Origin of the sequence: Streptomyces sp. NBC_00557, from assembly GCF_036345995.1 — a bacterium.
Classification (GTDB): domain Bacteria; phylum Actinomycetota; class Actinomycetes; order Streptomycetales; family Streptomycetaceae; genus Streptomyces.
Genome location: NZ_CP107796.1, coordinates 1,344,457 through 1,364,370, shown reverse-complemented (window position 1 = coordinate 1,364,370; position 19,914 = coordinate 1,344,457). Strand labels below are relative to the sequence as shown.

Sequence of the window (19,914 nt, the reverse complement as noted above, 5' to 3'; positions counted from 1 at the left end):
GGGGCCGTGCGGCCTCATCTGTCGGTGATCGGGGTGAGCCATGCCGTGTGCTCCGGGCCCGGCGCTTCGGGGCCGGGTGGGGGCAGCCGGCGGATCTCGCCGGTTCGCAGGGCGACCGTGGCCCGTGGCCGCATCGGGCCGTCGCCGCGGCGGGAGAGCAGGACCAGTTCCCAGACCGTCGCCGTCATGGCCTCGAGCCGGGCGGCGCAGTCGGCGCCGACCCGCCGCGGGTCCCGGGTCCGGCCGAGGGACAGATGCGGGGTGAAGTCCTCGGCGGGCCCGCGACAGCGCGGGAACCGCTGCCGCAGTGCGCGGTGCAGCTCCGCCCACGGCGCGCTGCCGGCCGCCGCCGGGTCGAGCCACACGGTGGAGTACGCCCTGTGCCGGAAGGTGCGCACCCCCTCCAGCCGGGCGGTGAAGACCGGGACCGCGGCCGCCGCGGCGGTGAGCAGCGGGGCGGCCCGCTCGAAGTCGGACTCCGGTACGAAGCCGAAGAGCACGTTGACGTGCGGCGGCCAGCGGTGGATCTGCGGATCGTAGTCCCGGCGGATGTCCTGGACGGGCGGCCACAGCTCCGCGGGCGGGATCCAGGCCACCGCCGTACGGGCCGTCGGCGGCACGTCCAGGCCACCGGCGGACGCGGCCGTGCCGGGGCTCGCGCCGAAGCCCCCGTCCTGTCGCCGTTCCCGCACCCGGCCGGCGCCCGACGCGTCGATGCGGTCCACGCCCGTGGCCCGGTCCCAGACCACCTCGCCGTCCGCCTCGATGAAGACCACCCGGTGCCACGGGATGTCGCCCCCGGGCACGAAGGAGGACAGCGGGAGGCGCGTGCAGCCACCCCCGCGCCGGCTGATCCCCAGCACGAACCGGGCCGGGTCGAACCGCGGGTCCCAGCGGATGCGGTGATAGATCTCGTCGCTGGTGCGCATCACGCCACCTCTTCCACCGTGACACCTCGCCCTTCCAGGGTGCGGCACGGGTGTGGCCTTCGGGGCGTGGCATTGGGGCTTTCGGGGGCGCGCTATGGGGTGTGGGCGTCCGGGGGCATTGGGGCTTTCGGGGGTGCGGCACGGGTGTGGGCGTCCGGGGCGCGGCACTGTGGCTTTCGGGGGCGCGGCGCGGATGTGGCCTTTCCGGAGCGCGGCACGGATGTGGCACGGGGCGCGGCGTCACCCAGGCGGCACACGCGCTCGGCCTGCGGGAACGCCGGTGCCGTGACGTGCCCGTGCCGGCTCGCGGCTCCGCTTGACTTCGAGTGCGCTCCAATTCGTAGCGTTCCGGACATGAGTACTGCACAGCACAAGATCGGATCCGGTTTCGGCGCCACCAGCACCGCCGACGACGTCCTGCAGGGCATCGACCTGACCGGGAAGCTCGCCCTCGTCACCGGCGGTTACTCGGGGATCGGCCTGGAGACCACCCGGGCGCTCGTCAAGGCCGGAGCCCACGTGGTCGTGCCCGCCCGCCGCCCGGCCGTGGCCGAGCAGGCGATGACCGGCATCTCCGGAGTCGAGCTGGACGAGCTGGACCTCGCCGACCTGGAGAGCGTGCGCGGCTTCGCCGAGCGGTTCCTGGCCTCCGGACGGACCATCGACATGGTGATCGACAGCGCCGGGATCATGGCATGCCCGGAGACCCGGGTGGGGCCGGGCTGGGAGATCCAGTTCGCCACCAACCACCTCGGTCACTTCGCCCTCGTCAACCGGCTGTGGCCCGCGATCGCGCCGGGCGGCGCCCGGGTCGTCTCCGTCTCCTCCCGCGGCCACCACTTCTCCGGCATCCGCTGGGACGACATCCACTGGCGGCAGGGCTACGACAAGTGGGGCGCCTACGGCCAGGCCAAGACCGCCAACGTCCTGTTCGCCGTCCAGCTCGACAAGCTCGGCCGCGACGCCGGCGTCCGCGCCTTCGCCCTGCACCCCGGCGGCATCATCACCCCGCTCCAACGGCATCTGCCCAAGGAGGAGATGATCGAGCGCGGCTGGATCGACGAGGACGGCAACGTGCTCAACCCCGAGGGCTTCAAGACGCCGCAGCAGGGTGCGGCCACCCAGGTGTGGGCGGCGACCTCGCCGCAGCTGGACGGGCTCGGCGGCGTCTATCTGGAGGACTGCGACATCGCCGAGCCCGCGCTGGAGGGCGAGGAGCGGCTCGGCGTGAAGGACTGGGCGATCGACCCGGAGCAGGCGGCTCGCCTGTGGGAGCTGTCGGCGGAACTGACCGGCGTCGACGCGTTCGCCGTCTAGAACCGGCCGGACTGCGCGGGCGGTTCGGGGAGCGCCGCGCCGCCGCACGCCTGCGCGCCGGCAGGCGCCGTGCCTCCTGCCGGTGAGGGGCGCCCCGGGCGGCCGGGGTCTCCCGCCGGACCGCTGGTGCCGGCCGCGCCGCGGTGACGCCGGTGCTAGCGGTGCCGTACGCGCCGGTGACGAAGTCCTCCTGTGCGCCTGCCTCTTGGGGGCGGTGAGGCGGCGGAGGCCTCGAGAAGCATTGCCGTACGAGGGGTGTTGACGGGTCGCTCCGACACCTTAGGATCCCTGCTGCTCGAAGTACCGACCATCGTTCGAGATATCGAACGTACGGTGCGTCACGCAACGGTCCGTCACAAAGGAATGAGCCGCATGCCTTCAGAAGCCGGAGTGCCGCGCAGAACCGTCCTCAGCGTCCTGGGCGCGGCCTCCCTCGCCGGGACCTTCGCCGCCGCCGCTCCCGCCGGGGCCGCCCGACTCACCGGCACCGCCGCGGGCGCCACCGCTGCGGACCTCCCCGCCGCGGCCGCCCACTGGGCCTTCGACGAGGGCTCCGGCGCCTCGGCCGCCGACTCCTCCGGCCACGGCCGTACCGCCACGCTGCAGGGCGCGGCCGGCTGGGGCACCGGACAGGCCGGCGCCCACAGCCTGAGTCTCACGGCGGGCGGCAACGCCACGGCGTCCGGGCCGGCCCTCGACACCTCCAAGGCGTTCTCGGTGGGCGCCTGGGTGAACCTTGCTCAACTCGGCGGCTACCAGACCGCCGTCAGCATCGACGGCAGGACGGTCAGCTCCTTCTACCTGGGGCTGCGCGACGACACCGGCACCTTCGCCTTCGCCCGGCTGGCCTCGGACGCCCCGCAGAACGCCGCCGTGGCGGCCGCCGCCTCCGCCCCGTCCACCGGCACCTGGACCCATCTGACCGGCGTCAGCGACCCGGCCGCCGGCGTCATCCGCCTCTATGTCAACGGTGTGCTGGAGGGGGAGACCGCCTACACCGCGGGCTGGGCCGGCGGCGGCGACACCGCCATCGGCCGTGCGCTGTACGGCGGCGGGCACGTCGACCAGTGGCACGGCCTGATCGACGACGTGTGGATGTTCCCGTCCGCCCTCACCTCCGAGCAGGTCGCGGCGCTGGCCGGGGTCCCCGTGGAGACCACGACGCCGCTGCTGAGCGTGGACGTCGCCCACCCCGCGCACGCCGTGTCGCCCATCCTCCCCGGGTTGATGTTCGAGGACATCAACCACTCCGGGGAGGGCGGCATCTACGCCGAACTGGTGCAGAACCGCTCGATGATGGCCGACGACACCGAGCCCGTCCACTGGTCCGCCGTCGGCGGCACGACCCTCGCACTCGACGAAGGGACCCCGCTCAACGCCGCGCTCGACCGCTCCCTCAAGGTCGAGTTGCCGGGCGGAACCGGGGCCGGCAACCGGGCCGGCGTCGCCAACGACGGTTTCTGGGGCATACCGGTGCGGCCCCGGACCACGTACACCGCCCGGCTGTTCGCCAAGGCCTCGCGCCGCATCGGCCCGCTCACGGTGGCCGTCGAGTCGGCGGACGGCACGGCCGTGTACGCCGCCGCCCGTGTGCCGCACATCGGCACCGCCTTCCCCGGCCGCCCGTTCGAACTGACCCTGCGCACCGGTGCGCGCACCCCCGTGACCGGTGACGCGAGACTGACCGTGACCACCGCCGACCCCGCCGCCGCGGGCGAGACGCTGTGGCTCCAGCACGTGTCCCTCTTCCCGCCCACCTACCACAACCGGCCCAACGGCCTGCGCATCGACCTGATGGAGAAACTGGTCGCGCTGAAGCCGAAGTTCCTGCGCCTGCCGGGCGGGAACTACCTGGAGGGCAACACGATCGCGACCCGGTTCGACTGGAAGAACACCATCGGCCCGGTCTGGGAGCGCCCCGGCCACATGGACGACGCCTGGGGCTACTGGTCCACGGACGGCCTCGGACTCCTCGAATACCTGCAATGGGCCGAGGACATGCACGCCCAGCCGGTCCTGGCCGTCTACGCCGGCTACTCCCTCAAGGGGGAACACGTCACCGGGGACGCGCTGAAGCCGTTCGTGCAGGACGCACTGGACGAGATCGAGTACGTCACCGGCCCGGTCACCAGCACCTGGGGCGCACGGCGTGCCGCCGACGGCCATCCCGAGCCGTTCCCGCTTCAGTTCGTGGAGATCGGCAACGAGGACTGGTTCGACACCTCGGGGTCGTACGACGAGCGCTTCGCGGCCTTCCACGACGCGATCAAGGTGAAGTACCCGCAGCTGAAGCTGATCGCCACGACGCCGGTGACGAGCCGCACACCGGACCTGATCGACGAGCACTACTACCTCGCGCCGTCCGCCGCCCAGGCCTCCACGCACAAGTACGACAACCGGGACCGCGGTTCGACGAAGGTGTTCGTCGGAGAGTGGGCCGCGCAGGAGGGCCGCCCGACCCCCGACCTCAACGCGGCGCTCGGCGACGCCGCCTGGCTGGCCGGGCTGATCCGCAACTCCGACCAGGTCCTCATGGAGTGCTACGCGCCGCTGTTCTCGCACGTCAGGAACAACGTCTGGGCCACCAACCTGATCGCCTACGACAACCTCACCAGCTATGTGTCGCCCAGCTACTGGGCGCAGCACATGCTGACGAGCAGGCTCGGCGACACGGTGCTGCCGGCCACCGCACGGGCGCTGCCCGGCCTCGCCACCGTGGCCACCCGCTCCGGAAACCGCCTCTACCTCGCGGTCGTCAACTGCGGGACGGAGAAGCTGAGCGTGCCGGTCGAGCTGAAGGGGCTGACCGAGGGGGTCAGCAGGCAGGCCACCGCGACGGTGCTGACCGGCCCCGCGCGCACCACCACCAACACGCTGACCGCCCCCGACACGCTGGTGCCCAGGACGACCACCGTGACCGGCGCGGCGGCGTCCTTCACCAGCACCGTGCCGCCGCTCTCGGTCACCGTACTGGAACTCGTCCTGACCTGACCGGCACCGCCCGGCACTCGGCACGGCAGCGAGGGCCTCGACCCCAGGGCCGAGGCCCTCGCCCGCGTACACGGGCTCCGGTTCTCGTGGGAGCGGGGAAGGGGGCGGTGGAAACCCTGTGGAAGCGGTGTCGGTGGTGGCGCTTATGCTGCACCGAACGATCACGCGGAACCTGGGGAGGGCGCGGCATGTTCGGCAAGCTGTTCGGCAGGGGCGGGGACAGACCGGCGGCGGATCCGCACGCCCTTCCCGTGCCGCGCACCGCGAAGAACGGGATGTACACGCTGCACGCGCTCGGGGACGCGCGGGTGCTGGCGCTGGTGGAGGCGGCCGGGGCGGGCGACTGGCCGGCGGTGAAGGCGGCGCTGGCCCCCTTCGATCTCGGCCGCGACCATCAGGTCCTCGGTGAGCTTGCCGACCTGGACGGTGTGCAGGACTGGATCGGCCGGGCCATCGAGGAGGACAAGGACGACCGGGCGACGGCCCTGCTGATATCCGGGGCGCGCCATATCGCCTGGGGCTGGGAGGCCCGTACCTCCGCGCGTGCCGTGGACGTCACCCAGGAGCAGTGGCGGATCTTCCACGAGCGGCTCCGCATCGCCGAGGAACAGCTCTTCGAGGCCGCCGAGTCGCGGCCGGACTGGATCACGCCGTGGCGCCGCCTGCTGACCTCCGCCCGCGGCATGTCGCTGGGCCCCGCCGTCGCCGAGGCCCGGCGGGACGCCGCCCTGCGCCGCGACCCGCTGGACCTGGAGACCCACATCGAGTGGGTGTCGCAGCTGCAGCCCCGCTGGGGCGGCGAGCCGGGCCAGGCCCTGGCGTTCGCCCGCGAGGCGTTCACCCGGGCGCCGGAGGGCCACCGCCTCGGCTGTGTGATCGCCATGGCGCACATCGAGGACTGGGTGGAGTCGGACAGCAAGGACTGCCTCGACAAGCCCGGGATCCAGGCCGAGTTGAGAGACGCGGCCAACCACAGCATCCTCCACCCCGCCTACGAGCGCCGCCCGGGCTGGCAGCAGGACTTCAACATGTTCGCCATGGCGCTGGCGCTGTCCGCCGAGAGCATCGCGGCCCCGCGTGTCTTCCACGAGCTGGGCGGCGCCTACACCCCATGGCCATGGCAGTACATGGCGCAGCCGGAAAAGGCGTACGCCCGCTTCCGGCGCACCGCCTGACCCCGCCGCCCGCCCGCCACTCCACGATTCCCCTCACCCCGGACTGCCCGATGACTCTGCCCGACACACCTTCCGGCCCGGCCGGCGCCAACCGCACCTTCCAGGTGGACCTGCGCGGCCTCGTCGACCTGCTCTCCCACCACCTCTACTCCAGCCCCCGCGTCTACCTGCGCGAACTGATGCAGAACGCGGTGGACGCGCTGACCGCCCGGCACAGCCTCGAACCCGCCGCCCCCGCCGGCGCGTTCGGCATCCGCCTGTACGCCGACGGTTCGGCCGTACGCGTCGAGGACGACGGCGTCGGCCTCACCGAGGCCGACGTGCACACCTTCCTCGCCACGATCGGCCGCAGCAGCAAGCGCGCCGAGAAGATCGCCGAGCAACGCGGCGACTTCATCGGCCAGTTCGGCATCGGCCTGCTCTCCTGCTTCCTGGTCGCGGACGAGATCCACGTCCTGAGCCGCTCCGCCCGCACCCCCGACGCACCCGCCGTGGAGTGGCGCGGCCGCGGCGACGGCAGCTACACCGTCCGCACCCTGCCCGCCACCGCCCGCCCCCGGCCCGGCACCACCGTCACCCTGACCCCGCGCGCCGACGCCGGCGAGTGGACCCGGCCCGCCCAAGTGCACGCGCTGGCCCGCCACTTCGGCTCCCTGCTGCGCCACCCGGTGACCTTCGACGACGGCACCGGCGGTCCCGGCGCGTCCGTCAACCCCGAGCCCGCGCCCTGGGCGCGCACGTACCCCACCCCGGGGGCACGCTCCCGCGCGCTCGCCGTCTACGGCGAGGAGGTCTTCGGGTTCACGCCGCTGGACACCATCGAGCTGGACCTGCCGGCCGTGGGCCTGAAGGGCATCGCGTGCGTGCTGCCCGAGGCGGTGCCGGCCGGGCGCCGCCACGGCCACCGCGTGCACGTCAAGGGCATGCTGCTGTCCGAGCAGGCGGCGGAGATCCTGCCCGAGTGGGCGTTCTTCGTCCGCTGCGTCGTCGACGCCGAGAGCCTGCGCCCGACGGCGTCCCGCGAGGCCCTGTACGAGGACGACACCCTCGCCGCCGTACGCGACGCCCTCGCCGAACGGCTGCGCGCGTGGATCGCCCGCACCGCCGCCAGCGACCCGGACCTCCTCGGCCGCTTCCTCCAGGCGCACCACCTGGCCGTGAAGTCGCTGGCCGTGCACGACGACGAGATCCTGCGGATGCTGCTGCCCTGGCTGCCGTTCGAGACCACCGACGGACACGCCACGCTGGACGAGTTCGCCCGCACCCACCGCACCGTGCTCGTGACCTCCAGCGTGGAGGAGTTCCGGCAGATCGCGGCGATCGCCTCGGCCGCCGGACTCGGCGTCGTCAACGGCGGCTACACCTACGACCGCGAACTGGTCCACCGGCTGCCGGAGATCAGGCCGGAGGTGAGCGTCGCCGACCTCGACCCGGCCACCCTCACCGCCCACCTCGACCCCGTCGACCGGGAGACGGAACTGGCCGCCGCGGCCTACCTCACCCTGGCCCGCGACGCGCTCGCCGTCTTCGACTGCGACGTCGCACTGCGCACCTTCCAGCCCGCCTCCGCCCCCGCCCTGCTCCTCGACAGCCGCGAGGCCCGGCACGAACGCACCCGCTCCCGGCTCGCCCGCGAGCAGCAGGGCGGCGTGTGGGGCGACATCCTCGGCCACCTGCGCCAGGAGGCCCCGCGCGCCCAGCTGATCCTCAACCAGCTCAACCCGCTGGTCCGCACCGCCGTCACCATCGACGAGCCCGAACTGGCCCGCACCAGCGCCGAAGCCCTCTACGGGCAGGCCGCGATGCTGTCCCGGCGCCCCCTCAGGCCCGCCGAGTCGAGCCTGATCAACCGCTCCTTCCTCGACCTTCTCGCCCACGCCCTCCGCAAGGACAGCTGACGATGCCGACCGCACCCCAGACCATCGACGAGCTGTACCAGGCGCTCCAGGAGAACGACCGGCGCCCCTACGGCCGTACCCGCACCGTCACGGCGGAGGAACTGGCCGAAGCCGCCGAGCAGTTCGCCGAGCCCCTGCCGCTCGTCCACGCGCTCCTCGAACTGCAGGAGGCGTACACCTACGGCTCCGAACCCCGCAAGTCGCCCGTGGTCTTCGCCCGCCTGCTCACCCTCTTCGACGAACAGCCCGACGTCTTCGACGAGCGCCTGCGGCACTCGCTGTTCTGGCGGTTCAAGTGGGTGGCGAACGCCCTGCGCCAGCTGCCCGAGATCCCGCTGGCCAGCCTGCGCCAGTGGCTGACGGAGATGCGCGACCGGTACGAGAAGGCCGGCCTCGCCCTGCAGCCGTACTACGGACAGGCCTACCAGCTCGCCGCCCACGTCGGCGAGGACACCACCCTCGCCTACGAGCTGTGGGCGGGCCGCGCCCGCACCCGGCTCAGCGACTGCGAGGCCTGCGAGACCTGCGAACGCGCCCTGTACCACCTCGGGGCGGGCGACGACGAGCGGGCCCTCGCCACCTGGGAGCCCGTCCTGGCCGGGAAGGAGTCCTGCCGGGAGGAACCCGCCCGGTCCGTCTCCTACGCGCTGCTGCCCCTGCTGCGCACCGGCCACGCCGACCGGGCCCGCGAACTGCACCTCGCCGGCTACCGGGCCTGCCGCCGCGACCCCTCGATGTCCGGGGAGGTCGGCCGGCACCTGGAGTTCTGCGCGCTGACCGGCAACGAGGCACGCGGCCTGGAACTGCTCGCCGAGAACCGGACCCTGTTCGACGAGGTCGACTCGCCACTGGACCAGCTCGGCTTCCTCACCGGCGTCGAGGTCCTCCTGAAGCGCGTCGAACTCCTCGGCCACGGCGACCTGCCCGCCGCCGGATACGCGGGCCGCACCTGGACGGTGGCCGCGCTGCGCGCCGAGGTGCGCCGCCGTGCCGACGACCTCGCCGCCCGCTTCGACGCCCGCAACGGCACCACGGCCCACACCGACCGGCGCAGGGCCCGCCTGGAGTGCGCCCCCCTCCTCGACGGGCTCGAACTGACCCTGCGTACCCGTGCCCTCGACGACGTGGCCCCGGCCGCCGCGCCCGCTCCCCGCACCGCCGAGGACGTCCCCGAATCGCTGCCCGAACTCGTCCTCCGCGCACGGGAGCTGGACGAGCAGGGGCACCCGGACGCGGCGGCCTGCTGGGACCGGCTGCGCGCCCTCGTCGCCGCACCCGGCTACGCCCACCCCGACGACCCGGCCGTCGGACCCCTCGCGCGGCTGCGCGCCGACCTGCTCGCCGACGAGGCGAGCCGGGCGGCCGACAGGGACCGCTTCGACGAGGCCGCCGCCCTGTACGAGGAGGCCGCGCGCCGGTACGACGAGGCCGCAGAGCCGGGACACGCGGTGGTCGCCCGCGCCTGCGCCCTGCTCCAGACGGCCGAGGCCGTGGAGCGGGCAGGCGACGGCGAGGCGCAGGCCGCCGCGCTGACCGCCGCCCACACGGACCTCGTCCGGCTGCACGAGGAGACGCCCGGCCTCCCCCCGTACCAGGAGGCCCGGCTGCTGCGGCTGCGGGCGACCGCGCTGGGCCTGCGGCTGCAGGTGTCGGGGGACAAGGAGCACGTCGCGCCGGTCTTCGCCGAAGTGGACCAGCTGCTCGACTTCGCCACCCGGCACGGCATCGACGGCCAGGTCTCCGGCGCCCTGCTGCTGCGGGCCGGCACCTACGCCCTGGCCGGCGACCTCCCCGCCGCGGCCACGGAGACCGACGCCCTCCTCGACCGGCTGAAGGCGCACGGACCCGCCTGGCACCTGCCCCGCACGCTCGGACTGCGCGCCCGCATCCGGCTCGGCCTGCGCGACGCGCAGGCCGCGCACGCGGACCTCACGGAAAGCCTGCGCCTGGCCGCCGCATGGCCGTCCGACACGGCCGACACCGCCCGCCTCCACGGTGACCTGGCCCAGGCCTGCATGTACCTGGGCCGCCCCGACGAGGCACTGCGGCACCTGACGCGCTCCGCGGAGCTGGACCTTCGCCGCGGCAGCCGCACGGACGCGTTCTGCACCTACAGCAACGCGGCCGGGCTCAGCCTCGACCTCGGCCGGGTCGAGGACTGCATCGCGCTGCTCGACTCCCTCCTGGCCGAGCCGGACGTCACCGCCGGAGAGCTGGACGACCGGCTCGTCGCCCAGCTGCGCCTGACCCGCGCCCGCGCCCTGCACGCGGGCGGGGACCTCAAGGCGGCCACGGCGGAGTTCGCCGCCCTCGCGGCCGAGTCGGCCGGCTGGGACGACGACCCCGGCAGCCACGCCATGATCGCCGCGGAGACCGCCGTACTCCTCGGCGAGTCCGGCGAGTTCGGCCGGGCCCGCGAGGCCGCGGACCAGGCCCTCGCCGCCCACGCCAAGGCCCCGCGCTACGAGCAGCTCAGCAGCTGCCTGCGCGAACTGGCCCGCCTCCAGGCCCAGCGGCAGGGCTCCGAGGGCCTGCCCGGCGCCCTCGCCTTCCTCGCCGACGCCGGCCGGGTCGCCGACGAGGCCCGCGCCGCGGAATACCAGGCCCGCGGCCGGTCCCTGGACAGCGCCCTCGCCTACGAACACGGACGGGTCAACGCCTACGCCGGTGAGTACGAGACCGCCCTGACCGCCCTGGATAAGGCCCTCACCCTGCTCGGCGAGCCCGGCCCCGACGCGGACCAGGCCGGCGAGTGGGCCGAGTGCGTCCGTCTCGCGGGCGCCGTGGAGGGCATCTACCTCGAGCGCCCCGCCCCGGCCCTGGCCCGCCTCGACGCGGCGGTCTCCCGCCTGACGACGCTGGGCCACACCGAGGAGACCGAAGCGCTGACCTCCCTGGCGGCCCGCTTGCGCGACGAGGCGTGAGGCGGCGGACGCACCCGCCGGGGCGGGCCCCGGCACCCGAACGAAGGGCCCCTGCGCACAGGGGCCCTTCGCCATGTCCGGGTGTCAGCTCATCGTGAAGGAGTCCAGGCTGAACAGGTCGCCGCTGCCGCCCTTGAAGACGAAGTACAGCTTGTGCGTCCCGCCCGGGTCGGTCACCGGTGCGCCGACCGTCGTGAAGGCGCCGGAGGTGTCGCCGACCACCTGCGCCCGGCCGCCGTACGCCTCCTCCTCGGGCGGCCGGGCCGGTGACGGAGCGGTGCGGCTAGTCGTCGAGCCGGACCGGCATCAGGAGCGAGAAGGTGTGCGCCTCGTCGGGGCGGCGGATCGCCAACGGGGCGGTGGGGGCGCCGAGTTCGAGGACCAGCTCGCCGCGGGCGCCCGCGGCGAGCGCGTCCAGCAGGAAGTCGCGGTCGACACCGACGGCGCCCTGGTCCTCCCCGCCGTCCGCGCACACGGTCACCGTGCCGTCGTCCGCCGGCCTGATGACGCTGACGGCGCGGGGTCCACCGTCCCCCTTGCGTGCGTCGCTCGTGCGGACCGGACCGGATCCCAGTGCTTCCCGGAAGGCCGCGACATCCACGAGGCACCGGCGGCCGGCCGGCAGCCGGACCAGCCGGCGGTAGTCGGGGAAGTCGTGGTCGAGGCACTGTCCGGCCGTCCGGCGGTCGCCGGCGTCCAGGGACACGCGGTCACCGTCGACAGTGAGCCGCACCGGTTCCTCACCCCGGAGCAGGGCCCGCATCGCATCGGCCAGCGGAAGCGGCACGAGGGCCTGCACGCGCGGCCCGTCGTGGCCCGTGGCGGCGGTCCGCGCGACCGCCATCCGGTAGCGGTCGGTGGCCACGACGGTCAGTTCCTCCCCTTCGACGTCGAAGAGGACCGCGCCGAGCATCGGCAGCTCGGGGTCCGTACCGGCCGCGAAACGGACCGCGTCCAGCGCGGCGGCCAGCCCCGGCGCGGGGACGGACAGACGGGCGGTGGCGGCGGCGAGCGGGGTCATGGGGTTCTCCCTGTGGTCGAGGACGGCTCGGAGTGCGGAGAACTCGCCGCGGGCGTCGGCCAGGCCCCGTTCGAGGCGGCGCAGGTGCGCCTGGAACAGGCGGCGCACCAGGTCCGTGTCCGCGCCGGACCAGCCGGCCAGGACCAGCCGGATGTCCGCGAGGGGCATCCCGGCACGCCGCAGACGGGCCAGCAACCGGGCCTCCTCCAGCTGGTCCGGCTCGTACCAGCGGTAGCCGCTGACCGGGTCCACCCATGCCGGGACGAGGACACCGGCACGGTCGTAGAACCGCAGCGCGCTCACGCTCAGTCCGCTGTCCCGTGCCATCTCGCCGATGCTGCGCATCTCGCTCTCCACACCCCAACCCTGAGCCCTCGACAAGGTCGAGGGTCAACCCCGGCCCGTCGCTCAGCCGGGGCAGCCGGCCGGCGTCGTGGCCGTGCCCCAGCGGATCATCAGGTACCCGGACCCGCCGATCTCCGCCACGGCATAGCGGGTGTACGGCCAGGCGCCGCCCGCGCTCCGCCGTTCGCTCACCAGGGCCCGGCACGCCTTGCCGGCGGCCACGTCCGCCCAGGTTCCGACCTGCTGCTCGTTCCACTGCACGTAGTCCGACCAGACGTACATCGCCGCATGCGCGGGGTCGAAGCCCACCTTGATCTCGTTGTTGCCGAGTACGCGATCGGTGCCGAGGCTCCCGCGCATCCCGTTGGTCGCCGCGATGATCTTCCGGGCGGCGCCGTCCGCGACCCGGATCTCGGCGTCGTCGGTGCTGGGGATCATGGCCTGCCCGAGGCCGTCCTCGTCCGGCTGCCAGTCCTGCGCGGCGCCCGTGCCGTCCCCGGCGCCGTCGTCCGCGCCGTCGACCGCGCCGTCGTCGGCGGCCGACCGGCACGCGGAGTTCGCCACGAAGTCGTCCGCCCACGTCACCTGCGGGGCACGTCCTGGATCCTCCCTGACCATCACGTACGTGCGGTAGGCCAGTTCCGGGTGCAGACGCAGCACGACGTCACGCATCGTCAGGCACATGGTCCTGGCGATCTGCGTCTCGGCGTACATCGTCCCGGACGCGTCCGAGGTCAGCCGGTACGACAGGTACACCTCGCGGCGCGACGGATGGAACCGCACGTCATCCGGGGTGAAGTCGGCTCCGTCGCCCAGCTCCTGGGCGACGGAGCCCTCGTCGTGCAGCACCGCGCGCGCCACGTCGTGCTCGCCCGCGCCCTGCGCCGCGCGCGCCTCCTGCCAGCTCCGCGCCGTCGCCGCACCGCTGCCGACGCCCTTCCGGCGTGCCGCCGTGTCGCCCTTCGCCACGCTCGCCGAGGGCCGGGCGGCTCCGCCCGAGGCGGGCGGGGACGACGCGGACGAGGACGCGTGCGCGGCGTGCCCGGCGTCCCCGGGCAGCAGCGCCGCGGCCCCTCCGGCCAGGCCGCCGACGACGCCCGCCGCGAGCACGACGGCGCCGACCAGCCGCCTCTTCGACCGGTTCCGGTCCGAGGGAAGCCGCCATGCGGGGTCCTCCCCGGCCGGTACGTCCCAGACGGCGGCGACCATGTCCACGGGCGTCGCCGGCGGCGGGCCGGCGCTCGCCGCCCGGGTGGCCTGCGAGGCGAGCAGGGCCGCGCATTCCCGGGCGGCCCCGGCGGCCGACGGCCGGTCACCCGGCTCCTGCGCCAGCGCCTTCTCCACGAGGGCGCGCAGCGGGACCGGGACACCCTCCAGATCCGCCTCGCCGGACATCACGCGGAAGGCCACCACATCGGGCGCCCCGGTGCCGAAGGGCAGCCGCCCGGTGGCGGCGTAGGCGACGAGCGCTCCCCACGCGAACATGTCGCCCGCCGGGCCCGCGGTGCCCGCACGGTACTGCTCGGGGCTGATCCAGCCGGGGGTGCCGGTCGTCACCCCGGTGCGGGTGACGCTGGTGCCGTCGGCGGCGTGCGCGATGCCGAAGTCCAGCACCCGCGGTCCGGCGGGGGTGAGCAGCACGTTCTGCGGTTTCACGTCGCGGTGCACCACCCCGGCGGCGTGGATGGCGGCCAGCGCCTGCGCCGTGGCGGCCGCGAACGCGAACAGGCTTCCCTCGTCGAGCGGTCCATGCGCGGCGACGTGCTGGTTCAGCGAGGGGCCCGGAACGAACGCCGTGGCCAGCCACGGGGTCGGCGCGTCCGGGTCGGCGGCGAGCAACGGGACGAGATGGGGCCCGGCGACCCGGGACGACAGCTCGACCTCGCGCCGGAAACGCGCGCGGAACTCCGGATCCTGCGCCTGCTCGGGGTGGATCACCTTCACGGCCACCCGCATGCCGTCGGCGGCGACACCGGCATGGACCGTGCCCATGCCTCCGGCGCCGAGACGGCCGACGATCCGGTAGGGGCCGATGCGGGAGGGGTCACCCGGACGGGCCGGCCGGACTCTTCCGCTGGGACCGTTCTCACTCACGAGCACTTCCTTGGACTGGACAGGCCCGGGCGGGCCAGGATGAGACAGGGGACGAGCGGACGGCCGCGAGCGCGCGCAGGAGCCGGCCGGCGGCCCGACTCCCCGCCCGCGGCGGCGCATCGGCGTACTCGGCGGCGCGGCCCTCCGTACGGGCAAGCGCGATGACGATGCGTCAGGTCCGGGCCGCGGAACGCGTCACCTGGCCGGTGTGCCGCTCCGCCGAGGTCTTCCGTGCGTCGAGAGGTTCCGTCCCCTGGCGTCCGTACCCGACACTGCCCTTCCGCATGAGCGGCCCCCTCCCCGGTGTGCTGCGGGGCCAGCCTATGGCCTGGTGAGCCGGGCGGTGCGGTCCGCGGCGGAAAAATCACGTGCCCGCGCCGCGCGCCTCTCGTACCGTCATGCCGTACCGAGCGCCGCCACGACCGTACGGCGGCGCCTGTCGTCCGACACCGAGGGGAGCCCGGCCGTGCGCGCACGTACCGCCGTCGTCGCTCCCCGCTGCCGGTTCGAGGTGATCCTCGTGTCCCGGTGGTGCCGGTGCCCGCTGCGCGGCCGGCACCGGACGCCCGTGACGTCCCGCTGACCTCGACGCACGGGGAATCGCGCTGCCCTTTTCCCGATACGGGCCTGAGCTGTCAGGCCCGGTCCGCAGAAAGGCCCTGGGCCGTGCGCACGAACACCACCACCCCCGCCACCCTCGCCGCCGTCCGCAATCTCGGCATCCTCGCTCACGTCGACGCCGGCAAGACCACCGTCACCGAGCGGATCCTGTACGCGACGGGCACCACCCACAAGCGGGGAGAAGTGCACGACGGCACCACCGTCACCGACTTCGACCCACAGGAACGCGACCGCGGCATCACCATCTTCGCCGCCGCCGTCAGCTGCGCCTGGGACGGCTGCCGCGTCAACCTCATCGACACCCCCGGCCACGTCGACTTCGCCGACGAGGTCGAGCGCAGCCTGCGTGTCCTGGACGGGGCGGTCGCCGTGTTCGACGCCGTCGCCGGGGTCGAGCCGCAGAGCGAGTCGGTGTGGCGGCAGGCGGACCGGCACGGTGTGCCGAGGATCGCGTTCGTCAACAAGATGGACCGCGCGGGCGCCGACCTGGACCGGGCGGTGGACTCCATCAGGCGGCGGCTGCATCCCGTACCGCTCGTCGTACAGCTTCCCATCGGCGCGGAGGACGCGTTCACCGGCGTGGTGGACCTCGTCCGGATGCGCTCGCTGGTCTGGCACGACGGCGCGGGTACGGCCGTGGCGGGGCCGGTGCCCGAGGAGCTGGGCGCGGAGGCGGCACGGCGGCGACGCGCGCTGGAGGAGACGGTGGCGGAGCTGCACCCGGCCGCCCTGGAGGAGTTCTGCGACCGGGAGACCCTCTCCGCCGCGACCCTCGCCGCCGCGCTGCGCGACCTCACCCGCACCCGGGACGGCGTCGTCGTGCTGTGCGGTTCCGCCTACCGCAACCGCGGCATCGAACCCCTGCTGGACGCGGTCGTGGCGTACCTGCCCTCGCCGCTGGACGTGCCCGCCGTGCGCGGCGTCCACGCGGGCGCCGCACAGGAGCGTGCCGCCGACCCCGAAGCGCCGTTCGCGGGGCTCGTGTTCAAGGTGAACGCGAGCGCCACCGGGCGGCTCGCCCACGTCCGCGTGTACTCGGGCACCGTCGAGAAGGGAGACACCGTGTGGGACCCTGCCACTGGCCGCACCGAGCGCGTGGCGCGCATCCTGCGGGTCATGGCGGACCGGCACGAACGGCTGGACCGCGCGGTCGCCGGCGACATCGTCGCGCTCGCCGGTGTGAAGTCGGCACGGGCCGGCTCCACGCTCTGCGATCCCGGCGCGCCGCTGCTCCTCGAACCGCCCGTGTCCGCCGAGCCCGTGGTGTCCGTCGCCGTCGAGGCCCGGCGCGCCACGGACACCGGCCGGCTGGCGGCGGCGCTGGCGCGGCTGGCCGAGGAGGACCCCTCGCTGGTGGTGCGCACCGACGCCGAGACCGGGCAGACCGTGCTGTCCGGCATGGGCGAACTCCACCTGGAGGTCGCGGTGGAGAAGATCCGCCGCGACGGGGGACCGGAGGTGTGCGTGGGCCGCCCGCGGGTCGCGTACCGCGAGACGGTCGTCGAGGGCGTGACCGGGTTCGTCTTCCGGCACGTCAAACAGGACGGCGGGACGGGCCAGTTCGCCCATGTCGTCCTCGATGTGGAACCGCTCGGGCCCGAGGCCGGCGCCACCGGCTTCGAGTTCCGCTCCACCGTGGTGGGCGGCGCGGTGCCGCAGGAGTACGTGCGCGCGGTCGAGGCCGGCTGCCGGGACGCGCTCGCCGAGGGCCCCCTGGACGGGCACCCGGTGACCGGCCTGCGCGTCACGCTCACCGACGGCTCCACGCACGTGAAGGACTCCTCCGACACGGCCTTCCGCACCGCCGGCCGGCTCGGCCTCCGCGCGGCCCTGCGCGCCTGCGCGACCATCGTGCTGGAACCGGTGGCCGAGGTCACGGTCACCGTGCCGGAGGACGCCGTGGGCTCGGTCCTCGGCGACCTCGCCGCCCGGCGCGGCAGGGTCGGCGGCTCCGAGACCCGGGGCGGCGTGGCCGTCCTGACCGCGACGGTGCCCCTGGCGGAACTGTTCGGCTACGCCACCCGCCTGCGCAGCCGAACCCAGGGCCGCGGCACCTTCACCACCCGCCCCGCCGGCTACGCCCCGGCCCCGGCAACCCGCCCGGCGCCGGTGCGGTAGCCCTCCTGGTGTCGGTGTGCGGCGATCCGTCTGGTGCCGGTGCGGTAGGGGCAGTCCGCCTGGTGTCGGTGCGGTGGCGGCGGGGGAGCACGCCGGCACGTCCGGCGTCGGCCGGGGACGCATGGCCGTGTGCCGGGTCGGCCGGGGGAGGGGACTGCGTCGCCGGCTGTCGTGTCGGCCGGCGGCGCAGTCCCCGCTGCCACGTGGCGGGCAGGTGCCCGGTCGTCGTGGCGGGGGCCTGCCCGGAGCGGCGGGACCGGCACGGGTAGCGTGAGCCGGGGCGTCCCCGCGGACATGTGTGCCGTGCGCGGTGCCCGGAAGGCCGGTCCGTCCCAGGGAGTTCCGTGAAGCACAGGGTCGCGCTCGTGGTGTTGTTCCTGCTGCCCGCGCTCTGGGGAGCGGGAAGCCTCGTCGGCGCCCTGACGGCCTCGGCGGAGGTCGAGTGCCCCGGAGAGAACGTGGGCAAGGACGGGGAGGAGCGCCCGGGCCCGATGCGCCCCGGGGACACGCAGTGTTCCGTGCTGGACGGGTCCGTCGCGGTGGCGACGCGGACGTACGAGCAGCAGCGGAGCCTGCAGTCCCTGCAGCGGTGGCGGGACGTCCGCAACGGCTGCCTGCTTCTGATGTACGGCACTGGGGGCGCCCTGCTGACCTGGCGCGCCGCCAGGTCGGTCCCGGACGTCACGTAGCCGGGGACCGCGCCTGACCCGGCGGGCTCGCCCTGTCACACCGACCGTCCCTCCACCACCGCCCGCCACGCCGGTGCCGGTGGGGCCTTGGGCGCGGGGCGGTGCCCGCCGGCCGAGAAGAACGCGGCCAGGGGAAGGACCGCCGCCCCCACGGTCACCGCGTCCGGGCCCAGCCGGCCCGGTTCGATGCGCACCCGGCCCGCGGGATGGCGCAGGGCCCGGGCCAGGGCGTGGGCGCGAACCTGGTCCAGGAACGCGTCACCGAGCTGGAGCCCGGCCCAGCCGCCGATCAGCACCCGCTCCGGCTGGAAGAGGTTGATCAGGTCGGACAGCCCGGCGCCGAGATACTCGGCGGCCTCCGTGAGCACGGCCACGGCCACCGGATCGGGACACCGCTCACCGCTGGCACCGGTCGCGGCCGGCCCCCGCCGCTCACCGCTACCGAAGCCGCCGACGACTGCCGGCCGGGAACCCCGACTGCGATCGGGACTGGAGCCGACGCCCTGGCCATCACGACGGATCGCGGCGCCGGCCAGCGCATCGGCTCGGGCGTCATCGGGCCTCGCGGCGCCGGTGAGGTCGGCGGCCCGACCACCGTCGCCGCTTGCGGTGCCGGTCAGTTCGGCGCCCCGCCCGTGCTCGACGCGCGCTCCGCCGGTGGAGTCGGCGGTCCAACCGCCGTCGAGGCTCGCGGCGCTCATGAAGTCGGCCCCCCGGCCTCCATCGCTGCCCGCGCCGTTCCCCCCGCCTCCGCCCCCGCCTCCGCCCCCGTCCGCCCGTGCCGCCGCCAGCAGTTCGGTCAGGGCCTGTTCCTCCCCGGCGCCTGGTGACGGCCGGCCGCCCGCCTCGCGCCAGCGGGCGACCAGGGCCGACGCGCCCGCGTACGCCTCCAGGCAGCCGCGCGCACCGCACCGGCAGCGGCGCCCCGCGACCCGGACCGTCAGATGCCCCCACTCCACCGCCCGCCCCTGCGCCGCCTCCTCGGTGACCACGCACGCGCCGACGCCCGAACCGAACAGCACCACCACGGCGTTGCGGGCGCCGCGCCCGCCGCCGAACCACATCTCCGCCTGCCCCGCCGCCTTGGCGCCGTTGTCGATGAAGTACGGGATGTGCGGCGGGAGTTCGCCGGTGGCGCGCAGCAGCCGTTCCAGCGGTACGGCGTCCCAGCCGACCGTCTGCCCGTGCACCACGGCGCCGCACGGACCGCCGTCCTCGACGATGCCGGGCACGCCGACGCCGACGCCGAGCAGGTCGCCGGGGCGAGCCCGGCCGTCCGGAGCACCTCCGCGATGCCGTCGGCGACATGACCGACGACCGCCTCGACGTCGTACCCGCGCGGCCCCAACGGCCGCTCCGCGCGGCTGAGTTCCGCGAGGCCGAGGTCGAGCAGCTCCACCCGTACCCGGGTCTCGCCGACGTCCACCCCGATCAGCCGCCCGCTGTCCGGCCGTATCCGCAGCAGCCGGCGCGGGCGGCCCGCGTCCGCGCCGACCACGCCCGCCTCCTCCACCAGCCCGTCGGCGAGCAGCCCGGTCACGACGTTGCTGACGGAGCCCGAACTCAGACCGGTCGCCGGCCCCAGCGCCTGCCGGCTCATCGGCCCGTCGAGATACAACCGTTGCAGAACGGCGCCCCGGCTCTCCCGCCGCAGGTCACGTACCGTACGGCCGCCCACCGCTGCCACCTGTCCTCCCCGGTTTCCGGCATTTCCGCGCCCTTTTCCGGCCTGTCCGGCCGCTTGCCGTTGCCGGATCCCTTGACGAGCGTTTCTCTTGAGGTTTAACTCACG

12 protein-coding genes and 1 pseudogene are annotated in these 19,914 nt (G+C 74.6%); 8 read left to right on the top strand and 5 right to left on the bottom strand.

Features of this window, described 5'->3' with window-relative positions; all coding sequences use genetic code 11:
- Positions 1-14: 14 nt before the first annotated feature.
- Positions 15-929: an RNA repair domain-containing protein gene (locus tag OG956_RS05420; protein ID WP_443065530.1), complete on the bottom strand. Its 915-nt coding sequence runs from the start codon at positions 927-929 to the stop codon at positions 15-17.
- Between the two features lie 354 nt (positions 930-1,283).
- On the opposite strand from OG956_RS05420, the gene OG956_RS05415 reads away from it, so the two are divergent.
- The 5 genes from OG956_RS05415 (at position 1,284) to OG956_RS05395 (ending at position 11,234) form a co-directional block, all read left to right on the top strand.
- Positions 1,284-2,246, top strand: coding sequence for an SDR family NAD(P)-dependent oxidoreductase (locus OG956_RS05415; protein ID WP_330336790.1), 963 nt, complete (start codon positions 1,284-1,286; stop codon positions 2,244-2,246).
- Positions 2,247-2,618: 372 nt separating this feature from the next.
- Positions 2,619-5,237: a LamG-like jellyroll fold domain-containing protein gene (locus OG956_RS05410; RefSeq protein ID WP_330336789.1), complete on the top strand. Its 2,619-nt coding sequence runs from the start codon at positions 2,619-2,621 to the stop codon at positions 5,235-5,237.
- A gap of 188 nt (positions 5,238-5,425) precedes the next feature.
- Positions 5,426-6,412, top strand: a complete 987-nt coding sequence (locus tag OG956_RS05405) for a hypothetical protein (protein WP_330336788.1) — start codon at positions 5,426-5,428, stop codon at positions 6,410-6,412.
- Positions 6,413-6,462: 50 nt separating this feature from the next.
- Positions 6,463-8,310 carry an HSP90 family protein gene (locus tag OG956_RS05400; RefSeq protein ID WP_330336787.1) on the top strand — a complete coding sequence of 616 codons (1,848 nt, stop codon included), beginning with the start codon at positions 6,463-6,465 and terminating at the stop codon, positions 8,308-8,310.
- Between the two features lie 2 nt (positions 8,311-8,312).
- Positions 8,313-11,234: a hypothetical protein gene (locus tag OG956_RS05395; RefSeq protein ID WP_330336786.1), complete on the top strand. Its 2,922-nt coding sequence runs from the start codon at positions 8,313-8,315 to the stop codon at positions 11,232-11,234.
- An 84-nt stretch (positions 11,235-11,318) separates the two neighbouring features.
- On the opposite strand, the gene OG956_RS05390 is transcribed toward OG956_RS05395, so the two are convergent.
- The 3 genes from OG956_RS05390 to OG956_RS05380 form a co-directional block, all read right to left on the bottom strand.
- Positions 11,319-11,456 (bottom strand): hypothetical protein, encoded by a 138-nt coding sequence (locus tag OG956_RS05390; RefSeq protein ID WP_330336785.1) that lies wholly within the window; start codon positions 11,454-11,456, stop codon positions 11,319-11,321.
- Between the two features lie 61 nt (positions 11,457-11,517).
- Complete coding sequence (locus tag OG956_RS05385; protein ID WP_330336784.1) at positions 11,518-12,600, bottom strand: DNA polymerase III subunit beta family protein; 1,083 nt, start codon at positions 12,598-12,600, stop codon at positions 11,518-11,520.
- A 63-nt stretch (positions 12,601-12,663) separates the two neighbouring features.
- A complete protein-coding gene (locus tag OG956_RS05380; RefSeq protein WP_330336783.1) occupies positions 12,664-14,694 on the bottom strand; it encodes a serine/threonine protein kinase in 2,031 nt (676 codons plus the stop codon).
- A gap of 666 nt (positions 14,695-15,360) precedes the next feature.
- On the opposite strand from OG956_RS05380, the gene fusA reads away from it, so the two are divergent.
- Both fusA and OG956_RS05370 read left to right on the top strand, forming a co-directional pair.
- Complete coding sequence (gene fusA / locus OG956_RS05375) at positions 15,361-17,433, top strand: elongation factor G (protein WP_330336782.1); 2,073 nt, start codon at positions 15,361-15,363, stop codon at positions 17,431-17,433.
- Between the two features lie 344 nt (positions 17,434-17,777).
- The gene (locus OG956_RS05370; RefSeq protein ID WP_330336781.1) at positions 17,778-18,122 is read left to right on the top strand and encodes a hypothetical protein; all 345 of its coding nucleotides are present in this window, start codon (positions 17,778-17,780) and stop codon (positions 18,120-18,122) included.
- Positions 18,123-18,157: 35 nt separating this feature from the next.
- Here OG956_RS05370 and OG956_RS05365 read toward each other — a convergent pair.
- Positions 18,158-19,324 (bottom strand): annotated as a pseudogene (locus tag OG956_RS05365) (ROK family protein); the annotation flags it as partial.
- A gap of 104 nt (positions 19,325-19,428) precedes the next feature.
- Here OG956_RS05365 and OG956_RS05360 point away from each other — a divergent pair.
- On the top strand, positions 19,429-19,908 hold the full coding sequence (locus OG956_RS05360) for a hypothetical protein (RefSeq protein ID WP_330336780.1): 480 nt from the start codon (positions 19,429-19,431) through the stop codon (positions 19,906-19,908).
- Positions 19,909-19,914: the final 6 nt, after the last annotated feature.

Coding starts and splice junctions, on each gene's coding strand:
- OG956_RS05420 (WP_443065530.1), bottom strand. CDS start 929: ATGCGCACCAGCGACGAGATCTATCACCGCATCCGCTGGGACCCGCGG.
- OG956_RS05415 (WP_330336790.1), top strand. CDS start 1,284: ATGAGTACTGCACAGCACAAGATCGGATCCGGTTTCGGCGCCACCAGC.
- OG956_RS05410 (WP_330336789.1), top strand. CDS start 2,619: ATGCCTTCAGAAGCCGGAGTGCCGCGCAGAACCGTCCTCAGCGTCCTG.
- OG956_RS05405 (WP_330336788.1), top strand. CDS start 5,426: ATGTTCGGCAAGCTGTTCGGCAGGGGCGGGGACAGACCGGCGGCGGAT.
- OG956_RS05400 (WP_330336787.1), top strand. CDS start 6,463: ATGACTCTGCCCGACACACCTTCCGGCCCGGCCGGCGCCAACCGCACC.
- OG956_RS05395 (WP_330336786.1), top strand. CDS start 8,313: ATGCCGACCGCACCCCAGACCATCGACGAGCTGTACCAGGCGCTCCAG.
- OG956_RS05385 (WP_330336784.1), bottom strand. CDS start 12,600: ATGCGCAGCATCGGCGAGATGGCACGGGACAGCGGACTGAGCGTGAGC.
- OG956_RS05360 (WP_330336780.1), top strand. CDS start 19,429: ATGACCGACGACCGCCTCGACGTCGTACCCGCGCGGCCCCAACGGCCG.